Here is a 13436-nt window from a genome sequence, read left to right on the forward strand (position 1 = left end):
CGGGTGTTTGACTACAAGATCTGACTGGCTGGTGACCGTTTTTGAAAAATCAGAGCCATAACGCACATCACTTGCGGGTGTCAAGCAGTCGATTCTTATTTGCGCATAAATGCAGATCTCTGCGAAGATCGCGGGCTTTCGACAGAACCGACGTCTCCCTCAGCAAGGTATTTGGGCGCACGGAACTACCCAGAAACTATTGAGGGTGTCCAGGAATTTGATGATCAGACGAGGTGAAGAAGCTTCATGAGTCACGCTGGGAGACTGCGGCATCTTGCCTGCAGTTGAAGCCCCAATAATCTTTAGCTCCCAGGCTCGGTCAGCCTTAGTTCAGCGGGCCTTCATTGAATCGCGCTCAATTAGCGGCATCTCCACTTGATGCTCAACAGGATCCAGCTTTCCATCAAGAAGTAGCTCAACGGCGAGCGCTCCCATTTCTTCATAAGGAAGTCTGATCGATGTCAGCTGCGGACGCAGATAGCTAGCGATAATCTCATCATCAAAAGAAAGAACCGAAAGATCCTTACCGGGAACTAGTCCTTGTTCGGCCAATGCCTGAAAGACTCCCATGGCCACGCGGTCATTCGCGCAGATGACAGCATCAGGCTTATGCCCATCGGCGAGCATTTGAGCGGTCGCCGCATAGCCGTCGGTGGGATTCCAGTCTTCGAGAACCCATTCGCCGAGTACCTCAAGATTCGATTCTTGCAAGGCGTTGCGCAGCGAAGTGAAACGGCGGGTGATACTCGGATAGCTCGTCGGGTCATTCTCAGCATTTTGATGCGCCCCGATCAGCGCGACACTTCTAGCACCGGTTTCCAGAACGCGGTGCACCGCATGGGCACCGGAATCCAACTCGTTGGGCAGCACCGCGGTGCAGGGGCTGTCATCAAGTCCATTGACCAAGATGGTGGGCAGACCCGTGGCTGGGATTTTTAAGTCATGTTTCCGTGAATCCATAAATCCTAGGATGAGACCATCAACGTCCCGATGAGCCATCTGCTGGATGACTTCAGCTAGCTGATCACGCTTCCCGAAGGTCTCTGCAATCAGCACCGTATGACCGCGCTCCTCGGCCGCGCGAAGAATGCCGGTGATCATGCCGGAAGCAAAACGTGTGACCGTGACCTGATCAGAAATCAGCCCCAGGGTTCGAGTCTTGCCACTGCGCAATGACTGAGCGGCAGCATTTGGACGGTACCCCAGTTCCTTGGCTGCCGCGCGAACCCTTTCGGTAGCTTCTACGGAAAGCCTGGTCCCAGGCTTGTTGTTCAGGATCAAACTGACTGCGGCCTTTGACATCCCTGAAGCTTCTGAGACGTCAGCTATCGTTACCCGCTTGGCTTTTTGCGTATTCACGTGTCCTTCTTGCGACTGGTACCTGCAATTATTCGAGCCTAGCCTATTGCAGGGAGGCCCTGTCGCTGTTAGAGTCTTGTGCTAAATCCATTTAGCAGATCTTGATTAAGGATGGCGGCGTTGCCCGAACTACAACAAGTCGCGGTCATGCGACCAGAGCTTCACTTCTCCCCCAAGAAAAACTGGATCAATGATCCCAACGGTTTGTTCTTTGATGGCGAGCAATACCACCTGTACTTCCAGCACAACCCCCACGGAGTTGGCCACGGCTACATGTCCTGGGGACACGCGGTCAGCACCGACCTGGTGAACTGGACCGAACTTCCCATCGCCATCCTGCACGGGGATGCCGCAGACATCTTCTCCGGCTCCATCGTTGTGGACCAGGAGAACACCAGCGGCCTCGGAGACGGAAGCACCGCGCCGATCATCGCGCTGTACACCGCGGCAGCCAAGGATGACAGCAACCAGTCCCAAGCACTGGCCTATTCGCTGGACGGAGGCGCAACCTTCACCAAGTACGCACAGAACCCGGTATTGGACCGTGGTTCTAAGAACTTCCGTGATCCCAAGGTCTTCCGCTACGAGTCCTCGCAGGGCTCGTGCTGGGTCATGGTGGTGGTAGAAGCCATTGAACGCCGCGTGCTGATCTATCGTTCGGAAAACCTTATCGACTGGACCGAGGCTTCTAGCTTTGGCCCGCAAGCTGCCACCGCCGGCATCTGGGAATGCCCGGACCTCATCCAACTGCCGGTCGCCGGAAGCGATCAGCTCAAGTGGGTCCTGCTCGTTTCGCTGAATCCCGGCGGCGTGGCAGGCGGCTCCGGCACCCAATACTTCGTGGGAGAATTTGACGGTTTCACATTCACCCCCGACAAGCACCAGGAAGCTAATGATTCACTGGCCTTCGAGCAGCTAAGCCAGGTCAGCTGGCTGGACTGGGGCCGCGACTTCTACGCCGGCGTCAGCTTCCACGGCCTGCCGGTGAACCAGCAAACCATCATCGCTTGGATGAGCAACTGGGACTACGCCCGCGACCTGCCCCACGATGGCTGGCGCGGTTCCATGAGTGCAGCTCGCACCCTGGACTTGGTGCAGCTTGGCGACGGCGGTTTTGAAATTCGTCAACGCCTGAACGGCTTGCCCGAGTCCCCTGTACCAACCAGCACGGTGCTGACCGGCGAGACGCACATTGAACTCAGTGCGCCGGCTCTTGTGGAACTGAGCTTCGCCGGTGGATTCACCGGACAGGCACGGTTGCTCCTGCACCGCGCAGATCACAGCGTGATCAGCGAAGTGACCGTTGAACCATCTCTGATTCAGCACCACCGCAGCGCAGGCAAGGTTGCCCATGAGCTCTACGCTTCCAGCCAACGCATGCCGTTACCGGAGGATTCCACCGAGCTAGTCATCCAGGTTCTTCTGGATCATGGTTCCATTGAAATCCTGGGCGCGGATGGCCGCCGCTCACTGACTGATCAGCTCACCGGCGAAGCTGTGCCAGCCTATGGGGTGCTCCAGTACTCCGGCAGCACGAGCGCAGTTGTTGGTGTCCTGCCATTGAGTGAAAAGAGCTTGGAGCGCAGCGCATGAGCAGTATTACCGTCATGGGAGAATCTTTAGTGGACGTCGTCTCGGGTTTGGCCCACCCCGGTGGTTCACCACTAAACGTTGCCGTCGGACTCGCGCGCCTAGGACATGTTGTGCAATTCCATACCGAATTTGGTCAAGATGCTCATGGGCAACAAATCGCCGAGCATCTGTTGCAAGCAGGTGTGAAGGTGGCTTCCGACTCGGTCACTGAGCGGGCCACCTCGGTGGCTCAGGTTCACGTTGATGAGCACTTAAACGCCCATTACACCTTTGATATCCACCAGCAGATTCCACCAGTGGCAGTAGACGCCGTCCCCGAACTTTTGCATACCGGATCCATTGCCGCGTGGATTGAGCCCTCGGGGCAGTGCATCGTTGATGCCTTCACTCATGCTGCAACTGGTTCACTGCGCAGTTACGACCCAAATCTTCGTCCAGATCTGGTGGAAGACCGCGAAGCAGCCATCGAACGAATCGAATTGCTGATGAGACTGAGTCATATCGTTAAGCTCAGCGATGTGGACGCTCAATGGCTCTACCCTGAGCTGGACCTGTGGGACGTACTGGCGCATGTTTCCAGCCTCGGGCCGGCTTTTGCCGTGATGACCCAAGGTGGGGAGGGTTGCCTAGCTGTTGCCCACGGAAATCGATATGACATCCCGGCCTTGCCGACAGAGCTCAAAGACACCATCGGTGCCGGTGACGCGTTCATGTCCGGACTGCTTTACGGTGTGCTCGCGCTACCCGAACTAGCGCAAGCGCTACGCACCGGAACCTCCTGCGAACCAGCTGATATCAAGCAAGCGCTGCACCACGCGTTAACTTCGGCAGCACTAACCGTGGCACAGGCCGGTGCGAATCCGCCGTGGGTCAACGATTTCTCCCGCGCATTAGCTCACTAAGAACTTTCCAACGATGACAAAGAAACCAGGACAAAGATGACTGGACTAAGCACAACTCTTAGAAACCCTACGTACCTTCACAGTTCCTTCTCGATGCTGCTGTTCTTCGCATCATGGGGAATTTGGTGGTCATTCTTCCAAATTTGGCTCACCAGCGAATCCAACGGTTTAGGGCTCAGCGGCGCACAGGTCGGTACAGTCTATTCGGTGAACTCGCTCGTGACGCTGTTCTTGATGTTCGGCTACGGTGCCCTACAAGACCGGCTAGGTCTGCGAAAGCATCTTGCGGTAGTGATCGCCGCGGTAACCGCGCTCACCGGACCATTCTGCATGTGGGTCTACCAGCCGCTACTGCAGTCCCACTTCATGATGGGTGTTATTGCCGGCGCAGTCGTATTCTCCGTTGGATTCCTTGCAGGCGTAGGCCTCTTTGAAGCGCTCACCGAACGTTACAGCCGCCGCTTTAACTTCGAATATGGGCAAGCGCGCATGTGGGGATCATTCGGTTACGCCGTCGTGGCACTGGCTGCAGGCTTCCTGTTTACCATCAACCCAATGCTGAACTTCTGGATCGGTTCGGTACTCGGAGTAATCCACCTGCTGCTGTTGTTGCTTTGGCGCTTCGAAGCTAAACCAGTAGCTCCTCTCCCAAGCAACGGAAAACTGTCTCCAGCATCTACACCGGGCTTCCGTGAAATGCTGGGCCTTTTCCGTTTACCTAGCCTGTGGCTCATCATCGTATTCGTGATGCTGTCCTGGACGTTCTACACGGTCTTTGACCAGCAAATGTTCCCCGACTTCTACACCGGACTCTTTGAAGACCAAGAAACCGGTCAGCAGGTATATGGCATCCTCAACTCGGTGCAGGTCTTCGTTGAAGCGGCCATGCTGGGACTCGTACCTCTGCTCATGCGCCGCGTGGGCGTGCGTTCTGCACTGCTCATCGGTGTCGCCATCATGTTCGTTCGCATCTTGGGCTGCGCGCTCGTTGATGATCCGCTGCTCGTCTCCGCAATTAAGATGCTGCACGCCATCGAAACGCCGTTGTTCATTCTTCCGGTGTTCCGTTACTTCACCCTGCACTTCAACCCGGCGTTGTCTGCAACCTTGTACATGGTGGGGTTCCAAGTATCCTCGCAGATTGGTAACGTCTTGCTCTCCACACCGTTGGGCATGCTCCACGACCAGGTGGGCTACCGCCAGACCTTCATCACCATCTCGCTGGTAGTGCTGCTTGCTGGAGTCTATGGATTCTTTGCGCTGAAAAAGGACGATCAGCAAGTCATGGGTGACCCATTCATTCGTCACTCAAAAACTGCTGTTGACGCCTAACTGAGCGTTCGTTCAAGCGGGGCGGGTTGCTATAGAGACTTACAGCAGCTCGCCCCCGCTGCGTTAATACGTTGTCAACCGTTTGCCAGAATCTCGCTCGTATTAATGCATCAACATCGTTCGTTCATAGTGCTGCGCCCGGGTACCGTCGTTTTGACTGGCCGGCCTGCTAAAGCTCGCCAGATCACCCCGGATGAGGTCTTCTGCTGTGTTGCGGGAATTGCCGAACTCCGCAACCGGGTTATTGCAGGTTCCTACTCCTCTTACTGCATATCTAGCCAGATGTTTAGCTGCGTGGCTCCAGCACAATATTAGTGACCGGTTGCGAAGAATCGGTAGCAAAATCCAGGCCCGAAGGTTCGGCGCCCGCGGCCACCAACTGAGCACCGAGCGCGGCAACCATTCCGCCGTTATCCGTGCACAGCGAGAACGGCGGAACCACTAACGTGATGCCAGCCGAAGCGCAACGCGCCGCCAGCAGCTCACGCAAGCGGGTATTCGCGGCAACTCCCCCACCCAATAGCAAAGTCTTCAGGCCATTCTCCTGCATAGCGCGCACTGCCTTGGAGGTAATCACGTCCACTACAGCTTCCTGGAAAGAAGCGGAAATATCCGCTACAGGAATCGGCTCCCCCGCCGCTTCAAAATGCTCCACGCAGCGAGCCACGGCGGTCTTCAGACCGGAGAAGGAGAAGTTGTTCCGGTGCTTGCCCGGTTCCTCGGCAGAGCCCACAAACTTCGGCAGCGACAGCCCTCGCGGGAAACGGAATGCCTTTTTGTCTCCGTCTTTGGCGGCCTTGTCGATGGCCGGTCCACCCGGATAGCCCAGGCCCAGCAAGCGGGCGGTTTTGTCATAGGCTTCCCCGGCCGCGTCATCGATGGTCGCGCCAAGCAGCTGCACGTCGTTGGTCAGCGAGGTGACCTTCAGGATTTCGGTGTGGCCACCGGAGACCAGCAGCGCACCGAAGGTCGGTGGAAGCACGGAACCTTCAAGCACCCCGACGCCCACGTGCGCCACCAGGTGGTTGATGCCGTACAGCGGTTTACCGGTAGCCAGCGCCAGTGCCTTGGCCGCGGCCACGCCTACCATCAGGGCCCCGGCGAGACCGGGGCCGCTAGTCACGGCAATCGCGTCAATTTCCTCCAAGGTCACGTCGGCTTCGGCGAGCGCCTGCTCCAAGGTGGGCACAAACGCTTCGAGGTGCGCACGGGCGGCGATCTCCGGGATGACGCCGCCAAAGCGGACATGTTCGTCCATGGAGCTGGACACGGTGTTGGCCAACAGTTGGGTGCCGCGCACGATCCCGATTCCGGTTTCATCACAGGAGGATTCAATGCCCAGTACTAGCGGGTGCTGTGGGGTGCTCATTCGGAAACCTCCGGGGTGTCTAGCTCGTCCAGTCGCAGACGCATGATCAGCGCATCGATGCCGCCTTTGTAATAGCGCGGGCGTCGATGAATAGTCTCAAATCCCATGGACTCATAGAGTCCAATGGCGGTGGGGTTATCAAAGCGCACCTCGAGCATCAGGTCCAAGGCGCGGTTGGCTCGTGCCGTGGTGATCAGTTCTCTCATCAGCGCCCTGCCTAGACCTTGGCCTTGGTATTCGGGGATGATCGCGATGGTTTGCACGTCTGCAATGGGCAGCACGGTGCAGAGCCCGGCATAGCCGATGATCTTGCCTGAGTCTTCATAGACCCAGTATTTCCGGGTCTCCAGCTGGGCCAGTTCGGCTTCGAACCCTGCCAGCGGCCACGCATCTTCGGGGAACAACTGCGTTTCCAGAATATGGACTGCGGCAATGTCGTCAGTGGTCATCGTACGGAGGGTGATGCTCATGCCTTGTCCTTCTTCATGAATGCCGGGACCTGGGCATCTGATTCACGCAGGTACTGCGGTGAGGTATCGGACAGGTCCACACCCTTGGCAAGATCCTTGATCCCGCGCCAGCCCAGCTCTGCGGCCTGTGCGATCCAGTCCAGCGACTCTTCGACGCCATGTGCTCCTGCTTCGGCCAGTTGCTCTGGATACAGCGAGGCACCCACGCCGTAGACCGGCAAGGCAGGCAGGGTTGCGGCGGTCGCCACATGGGGACCGTCCAGCAATTCGCCCGAGGCATCGTATTTGGCCCAGTACACTTCCTTGCGGCGCGCGTCGGAGGCAACCACAAATTCTGCCGGTACGTGCTCGGTATCCAACACTCGTTCGGCGAGCGCGTGCAGGGACATCACCCCATGCACCGGGACCTGCCAGACGAAGCCGAAGGTCCGTGCCGCAACAAGTCCCACTCGCAGTCCGGTGTAGGGCCCAGGACCCACACCGACAATGATGCCGGCAAGCTCCGCACCAACTTGCTGGTGCTCTGCCAGCAGGTCGCGGACAAACCCGGCGAGGGTTTCGGTCTGGTCGTTACCGCGTGGTGAGGTGCGTTCGCCGAGCACCGCGCCGGTTTGTGAGTCGATCAAAGCCACCGAGGCGTGCGCCGAGGTGTCGATGGACAGGTAGTTAGGCATGTGGTTCTCCCGAGTGCTGCAGCCCGGTGGCCTGCAGCAAGGCGTTTTTCAGTTCGGTGAAATTCTCTTCGTCCCAGCGTGGTCCGATGGCCTTGAGTGTGAACTGCCTTGGCTCATCGAGCTCCTCGTCGGATTCTTCCCACGGGTTGCTGCTAGGTGCGGCCCAGATCTCGCGGTCCAACTGGATTTCCAGGCGGGAGTCGGACAGGTGCTCCACCTTGCCCAGACCCCATTCCACCACGGTGACCGAGTCAGCCAAGGTGGATTCGAGATCGAGGGTATCCACGTCGTGTTCCCCGTTTAGCCGGTAAGCATCCACGTGGATTAGTGCCGGCCCATCGCCCAGCGAGGGGTGCTGGCGTGCCAACACGAAGGTGGGCGAGATGATTCCCTCGCGGACGTTCAGGCCCAGCCCGAGCGATTGCGTCAAGGTGGTCTTCCCGGCTCCCAGCGCCCCGGTGAGGATCACTAAGTCCCCTGCACTCAGCTGCTTGCCCAAGGCTTCGCCCAGAGCTTCAGTGACCGTGAGGTCCGCCAGCTGGCAAGAGAATTCTTTGATGTGCTCATTCACCGGCTTCGCCCCAGGTTCCTTCAACATAGAAGCGTGGAACTCGTGGAGAGATCCGGGTGACAACCTCATAGTTGATGGTGTTTGCTGCGTGCGCCCAAGTGGTTACCGATTCTCCACCTTCACCAAAGATGATTGCCTCGGCACCTAAGAATTCGTTGGGGTTGATATCTGGGCCTAGATCAATCACGCACTGGTCCATGGCGATAGTTCCGCGTACCGGGTAGGTTTTCCCGTTGATGGTTACCGGTGCCCCGGTGGCAACTCGTGGCAGCCCGTCGGCGTATCCCATCGGGACCAGCGCCAGGTAGGTCTCTGCGGTCGTTTGGTAACGCAGCCCGTAGGAGACTCCTTGCCCGAGGGTGACCTTTTTGACGTTGGCAACCTTAGTCATCAGCCGCATTGCCGGACGCAGACCATAAGTTGCAGGGCTCTCCCCCTCAAACGGGCTCAGGCCATACAGTCCCAAACCGAGCCGCACCATTTCGTGGTGGGTGTCCGGACGGGACAAGATGGCCGGAGTATTGGCAATGTGGCGCATTTCCAGATCGAAGCCTGCAGCTTCGACCATATCGATGGCCTCGTCAAAAGCGGCAAGCTGAATGTCAGTTTCGGGGCGGTCCGGCTCATCGGCGACAGCAAGGTGGGAGAACACTCCGACCACACGCAGCAGTCCTTCAGACTGATACTTAGCGGCACGCTCAATCAAGCCCGGGAAATCAGCCATGGTGGAGCCGTTGCGTCCCAGCCCGGTATCAACCTTGAGATGAATACGCGCAGGCGTCTGCACTGCCTGGGCTGCCGCTGCGATTAAGTCTAAGTCCCATCCTGAGACACCTAAATCAATACCTGCAGAGATGGCTTTTTCAAATGGGGTGTCGTTGGTGTGCAACCAGGCGAGCATAGGAGCTTCAATACCTGCGTCGCGTAGCGCCAGGGCCTCGGCAACGTGTGCGCAACCAATCCAGCGGGCGCCACCTTCTAGAGCCGCCTTGGCTACCTGTACGGCTCCATGTCCGTAGCCGTCTGCTTTGACGACTGCCATGACCTTGGCGGGGGCCACCAGATCCATAACCTGTTTGACGTTGCTGCGGATTGCGGAGAGATCAATGACAGCGCGACGTTCCCAACCAATGTAAGGAGCCGTGTCACCGGCTTCCGGCGCGTTGATTTCCTCAAGAGATTCAGAGTTCACCTATACATCTTCGCACTTTTCGCACGCTCTTGCCGCGCCATGGCAACGATAGGGAACGTGAGCTTCATTTGGGGCAAAAGTAAAGAGCCTGTTCTCGCAAAATTTCTTTGCGGGAACAGGCTCTGAGAAGTTTTTGAAGTTGGTTACTTTAGCGTGCGCAGTTCGTCACGGATCTGCTCAAGCAGTGCAAGCTGCGGGTCTACCTCTTCTTCTTCTTCGGTGAGGCCGCGACGACGCTCGAGGTGCTCGGTAGCCTTCTGCATTGGCAAAACCAGTGCGAAGTAGACTGCTGCGGCGATCAACAGGAAGTTGACCAGCGCGGTGAGGAAGACACCGAACTTGATGTCAACCCCGTTGATGGTAAGTAGTAGGAAGCCATCAAATGATGGCGAACCGACCAAGGCAGCGATCAATGGCATCAGCACATTGTCTACCAGGGCGGTGATGACGGCGCCGAAGGCGGCACCGATGACAACGGCAACCGCCAGATCGACGACGTTGCCCTTCATTATAAAATCGCGGAATCCCTTTAGCATGGTTTGAGCATACACAGGGAAAACATAGCAAAGCAGGACATTTGGGCGAAAAACTTAAATTTTGTGAGAAATTCCGCGCGCGTTTGGATAATTGCCTAGATCTTACGAAGCAGCATTCTGTGAACCGAGTGGTCAGCGCTCTTACGAAGGACCAATTGAGCCCGGCCACGGGTAGGCAACACGTTTTCTTCGAGGTTCGGCTCGTTAATGGATTTCCAAATGCCGTGCGCGGTTTCGCGCGCTTGCTCATCGGAGAGCTGCGCGTAGCGGTGGAAGTAGCTGGCTGGGTCAGAGAACGCGCCGGAGCGTAGTTTCATGAATCGGCTGATGTACCACTCTTCAATATCTTTGGTCCGAGCATCCACGTAGACGGAGAAATCAAAGAAGTCACTGAGCGCAAGACCCACCTTGCCATCGGTGCGAGTACGCGCCGGCTGCAAAACGTTCAGGCCCTCAACAATAAGTACCTGAGGCGCACGGATGACGTTACGTTCACCCGGGATGATGTCATAAGTCAAGTGTGAATAGACTGGCGCACTAACTTCCGGAACACCGGACTTCACCGCAGAGACAAAGCGCAGCAGCGCACGCCGGTCATAAGATTCTGGGAAACCCTTGCGGTCCATAATTCCACGGCGGTTCAGTTCCGCGTTCGGGTAAAGGAATCCGTCGGTGGTGATTAGTTGGACGTCGGGCGTTTCTGGCCAACGGCGCAACATATCGCGCAACACGCGGGCGGTAGTGGATTTACCAACTGCTACCGAACCTGCCACGCCAATAACGAACGGAGTCTGCCGGGTTTGTTCCCCAAGGAACGTGGTGGTGGCGCGGTGTGTAGCACCGGCGCCCTGTACATAGAGGTACAGCAAACGGCTCAATGGTAGATAGACATCTCGGATCTCATCTAGGTCTAGGCCATCGCCTAGACCACGAAGCCGAATGATGTCCTCTTCATTGAGGGGTTGTTCCATCTTGTTAGAAAGTCTGGCCCAGGTGTCTCGCTCAAGCTCAACAAAAGGGGTTATAGGTGTCTCTAACGTTCCTTGTGGTTCCACGAGGTCAAATTGTGCCAAGAATATGGTCTACACCCCAAATTCAACTTGTAGAGTTCATTGGAAATTCAGCAAATTAGCTCTTCGCGGTGACCTATGACACGCAACTTTTTGAGTGATGTGCCACGATTTCTCCCATCATTGGGGAATCAACCGGTACGCTTTTTCCTATGTGCGGAATTGTTGGATATGCAGGAGCCTCAAGCTCAGTCGCCGATCACGGCGCCCTTGACGTTCTAATTGAAGGTTTACGTCGGTTGGAGTACCGCGGTTATGACTCGGCTGGTGTAGCCGTAGTAGCCGATGGTGCCATTCACTCACGGAAGAAGGCTGGCAAACTTGTCAACCTTGAAAACGTGATCGCTGAAGAACCATTACCCCAGTCTTACACCGGAATTGGCCACACTCGTTGGGCCACCCACGGTGGACCGAGCGACTCGAACGCTCACCCACACCTCGCCGACGGCGGCAAGCTTGCAATGATCCACAACGGCATCATTGAGAACTTCGCTGGCATCAAGGCGCAGCTGGTCTCTGAAGGCGCAGAGTTCCTTTCTGATACCGATACCGAAGTTGCCGCAGAGTTGCTGGGCAAGATGTACGGCGAAGCAAATGGGGACCTCACCCTAGCCATGCAGCTTGCAGTAAAGCACCTTGAAGGTGCTTTCACCCTCTTGGCAGTACACCAGGACCACCCGGGTCTCGTTGTGGCAGCTCGCCGCAACTCCCCACTGGTACTGGGCTTGGGCGATGGCGAGAACTTCCTCGGTTCAGACGTCTCCGGCTTCATCGATTTCACCCGTCGCGCCGTGGAACTGGGTCAGGACCAGATCGTCACGATCACCCCAGATACCCACACCATCACCGACTTTGACGGCAACCCTGCCGAAGGCAAAGAATTCACCGTTGACTGGGATGCAGCCAGCGCCGAGAAGGGCGGCTTCCCATCCTTCATGGAGAAGGAAATCTTTGACCAGCCAGCCGCCGTGGCCGATACCCTGTTGGGCCGTTCGGACGCCGATGGCCGTCTGACCCTTGATGAGCTTCGTATTGATGCAGAAGAACTCACTAAGATCTCAAAGATTGTTGTTCTTGCTTGCGGTACCAGCGCTTACGCCGGTTCCGTTGCCAAGTACGCCATCGAGTCCTGGTGCCGTATCCCTGTTGAGGTTGAGCTGTCCCACGAGTTCCGTTACCGCGAACCAATCGTTGACGAGAACACCTTGATCGTTTCGATCTCCCAGTCCGGCGAAACCATGGACACCTTGATGGCCGTGCGTTACGCCAAGGAACAGGGCGCGAAGACCATGTCGATCTGTAACACCAACGGGTCAACCATTCCTCGCGAATCCGACGCGGTGCTTTACACCCACGCCGGTCCAGAGATCGCAGTGGCCTCTACCAAGGCGTTCCTTGCACAGATCACCGCCACCTACCTGCTTGGCCTGTACCTGGCTCAGCTGCGTGGCAACCTGTTCCAGGGCCAGATCAAAGACATCTTGGCTGACCTTGGAAAGATTCCATCGAAGATTCAGGACATCCTGGACCGCTCGGATGAAATCAAGGAACTTGCTCGTTCCATGGCAGATGCTTCCTCGGTACTCTTCTTGGGTCGCCACGTTGGCTACCCGGTTGCTATGGAAGGTGCCCTGAAGCTGAAGGAAATCGCTTACATCCATGCTGAAGGTTTCGCCGCCGGCGAGCTGAAGCACGGTCCGATTGCCTTGATTGACGATGGCCAGCCGGTCTTCGTAGTGGTTCCTTCCCCACGTGGTCGCGACTCGCTGCACTCGAAGGTTGTCTCGAACATTCAGGAAGTCCGCGCCCGTGGCGCCAAGACCTTGGTTATTGCTGAAGACGGCGATGACTCGGTCAAGGACTTCTCCGAGTGGGTCTTCTACGTCCCAGAGACTCCAACTCTGTTGATGCCACTGCTGGCCACCGTGCCACTGCAGATCTTCGCTTGCGAGCTTGCCTCGGCGAAGGGCTTTGATGTTGATCAGCCACGTAACTTGGCTAAGTCGGTGACCGTGGAGTAATCCACGATCTTCGAACTTCTGCGGGCACCCTTTTTGATGGAAAGGCTGCCCGCATTTGTTTAACTTCTTACACAACGTGTTGGCTATCAAGACTCATCCATTGCGAACTATAGCTGTCACTTGTGGTTGGCCTGCCACGATGGCCAAACTCATTTCCGCTTTCTCTAACTCAAAGAGTCTTACGGTTGGCCGTCCAGCATTTCGGATACCGTGCTCGACTTAGCACTTCAGGCAAAGTCGAGAAATCAGAAATCTCTAACCATCATCTACCAATCAATAATGCAATACGTATGGCCCGCGTTGTATGGTCGCCTCAATTTACAGTGTTGAAGCAAGCCTAGATAGAC

Annotated in this window: 12 protein-coding genes; 4 read left to right on the forward strand and 8 right to left on the reverse strand. The window is 56.7% G+C overall.

The genetic code is table 11. From position 1 onward, the window contains the following. Positions 1-330: 330 nt before the first annotated feature. On the reverse strand, positions 331-1359 hold the full coding sequence (locus tag IEX04_RS07720; RefSeq protein ID WP_188684908.1) for a LacI family DNA-binding transcriptional regulator: 1029 nt from the start codon (positions 1357-1359) through the stop codon (positions 331-333). A gap of 120 nt (positions 1360-1479) precedes the next feature. Here IEX04_RS07720 and IEX04_RS07725 point away from each other — a divergent pair, with 120 nt between their 5' ends. From IEX04_RS07725 to IEX04_RS07735, 3 genes are read left to right on the forward strand one after another with little or no spacing between them, the layout of a single operon-like run. Further along, positions 1480-2952, forward strand: a complete 1473-nt coding sequence (locus tag IEX04_RS07725; RefSeq protein WP_188684910.1) for a glycoside hydrolase family 32 protein — start codon at positions 1480-1482, stop codon at positions 2950-2952. Next, positions 2949-3854, forward strand: a complete 906-nt coding sequence (locus tag IEX04_RS07730) for a carbohydrate kinase family protein (RefSeq protein ID WP_188684913.1) — start codon at positions 2949-2951, stop codon at positions 3852-3854. Before IEX04_RS07725 ends, IEX04_RS07730 begins: the two co-directional genes overlap by 4 nt. A 36-nt stretch (positions 3855-3890) precedes the next feature. Then, positions 3891-5186, forward strand: coding sequence for an MFS transporter (locus IEX04_RS07735; protein ID WP_096256858.1), 1296 nt, complete (start codon positions 3891-3893; stop codon positions 5184-5186). Positions 5187-5472: 286 nt separating this feature from the next. On the opposite strand, the gene tsaD is transcribed toward IEX04_RS07735, so the two are convergent. From tsaD to coaA, 7 genes are all read right to left on the reverse strand, one after another. Next, positions 5473-6555 (reverse strand): tRNA (adenosine(37)-N6)-threonylcarbamoyltransferase complex transferase subunit TsaD, encoded by a 1083-nt coding sequence (gene tsaD, locus IEX04_RS07740; RefSeq protein ID WP_188684915.1) that lies wholly within the window; start codon positions 6553-6555, stop codon positions 5473-5475. After that, positions 6552-7025 carry a ribosomal protein S18-alanine N-acetyltransferase gene (rimI, locus tag IEX04_RS07745; RefSeq protein ID WP_188684918.1) on the reverse strand — a complete coding sequence of 158 codons (474 nt, stop codon included), beginning with the start codon at positions 7023-7025 and terminating at the stop codon, positions 6552-6554. The genes tsaD and rimI overlap by 4 nt, the downstream gene beginning before the upstream one ends. Beyond that, positions 7022-7699, reverse strand: a complete 678-nt coding sequence (tsaB, locus tag IEX04_RS07750; protein WP_096256861.1) for a tRNA (adenosine(37)-N6)-threonylcarbamoyltransferase complex dimerization subunit type 1 TsaB — start codon at positions 7697-7699, stop codon at positions 7022-7024. Before tsaB ends, rimI begins: the two co-directional genes overlap by 4 nt. Next, on the reverse strand, positions 7692-8270 hold the full coding sequence (gene tsaE, locus IEX04_RS07755) for a tRNA (adenosine(37)-N6)-threonylcarbamoyltransferase complex ATPase subunit type 1 TsaE (protein WP_229677064.1): 579 nt from the start codon (positions 8268-8270) through the stop codon (positions 7692-7694). The genes tsaB and tsaE overlap by 8 nt, the downstream gene beginning before the upstream one ends. Next, positions 8263-9462 (reverse strand): alanine racemase, encoded by a 1200-nt coding sequence (gene alr / locus IEX04_RS07760; RefSeq protein ID WP_096256863.1) that lies wholly within the window; start codon positions 9460-9462, stop codon positions 8263-8265. Before alr ends, tsaE begins: the two co-directional genes overlap by 8 nt. A gap of 143 nt (positions 9463-9605) precedes the next feature. Continuing rightward, positions 9606-9998 (reverse strand): large conductance mechanosensitive channel protein MscL, encoded by a 393-nt coding sequence (gene mscL / locus IEX04_RS07765; protein ID WP_188684920.1) that lies wholly within the window; start codon positions 9996-9998, stop codon positions 9606-9608. Between the two features lie 95 nt (positions 9999-10093). Continuing rightward, on the reverse strand, positions 10094-11053 hold the full coding sequence (gene coaA, locus IEX04_RS07770; RefSeq protein ID WP_105676130.1) for a type I pantothenate kinase: 960 nt from the start codon (positions 11051-11053) through the stop codon (positions 10094-10096). A 167-nt stretch (positions 11054-11220) separates the two neighbouring features. On the opposite strand from coaA, the gene glmS reads away from it, so the two are divergent. Beyond that, a complete protein-coding gene (gene glmS / locus IEX04_RS07775; RefSeq protein ID WP_188684922.1) occupies positions 11221-13089 on the forward strand; it encodes a glutamine--fructose-6-phosphate transaminase (isomerizing) in 1869 nt (622 codons plus the stop codon). Positions 13090-13436 lie beyond the last annotated feature (347 nt).

Source organism: Glutamicibacter ardleyensis (assembly GCF_014644555.1).
GTDB classification, from domain to species: domain Bacteria; phylum Actinomycetota; class Actinomycetes; order Actinomycetales; family Micrococcaceae; genus Glutamicibacter; species Glutamicibacter bergerei.

Bases quoted from the DNA above. Each gene is read 5' to 3' on its own strand.
- IEX04_RS07730 (WP_188684913.1), top strand. From the start codon at position 2,949: ATGAGCAGTATTACCGTCATGGGAGAATCTTTAGTGGACGTCGTCTCG.
- IEX04_RS07735 (WP_096256858.1), top strand. From the start codon at position 3,891: ATGACTGGACTAAGCACAACTCTTAGAAACCCTACGTACCTTCACAGT.
- tsaD (WP_188684915.1), bottom strand. From the start codon at position 6,555: ATGAGCACCCCACAGCACCCGCTAGTACTGGGCATTGAATCCTCCTGT.
- rimI (WP_188684918.1), bottom strand. From the start codon at position 7,025: ATGAGCATCACCCTCCGTACGATGACCACTGACGACATTGCCGCAGTC.
- tsaB (WP_096256861.1), bottom strand. From the start codon at position 7,699: ATGCCTAACTACCTGTCCATCGACACCTCGGCGCACGCCTCGGTGGCT.
- mscL (WP_188684920.1), bottom strand. From the start codon at position 9,998: ATGCTAAAGGGATTCCGCGATTTTATAATGAAGGGCAACGTCGTCGAT.
- glmS (WP_188684922.1), top strand. From the start codon at position 11,221: ATGTGCGGAATTGTTGGATATGCAGGAGCCTCAAGCTCAGTCGCCGAT.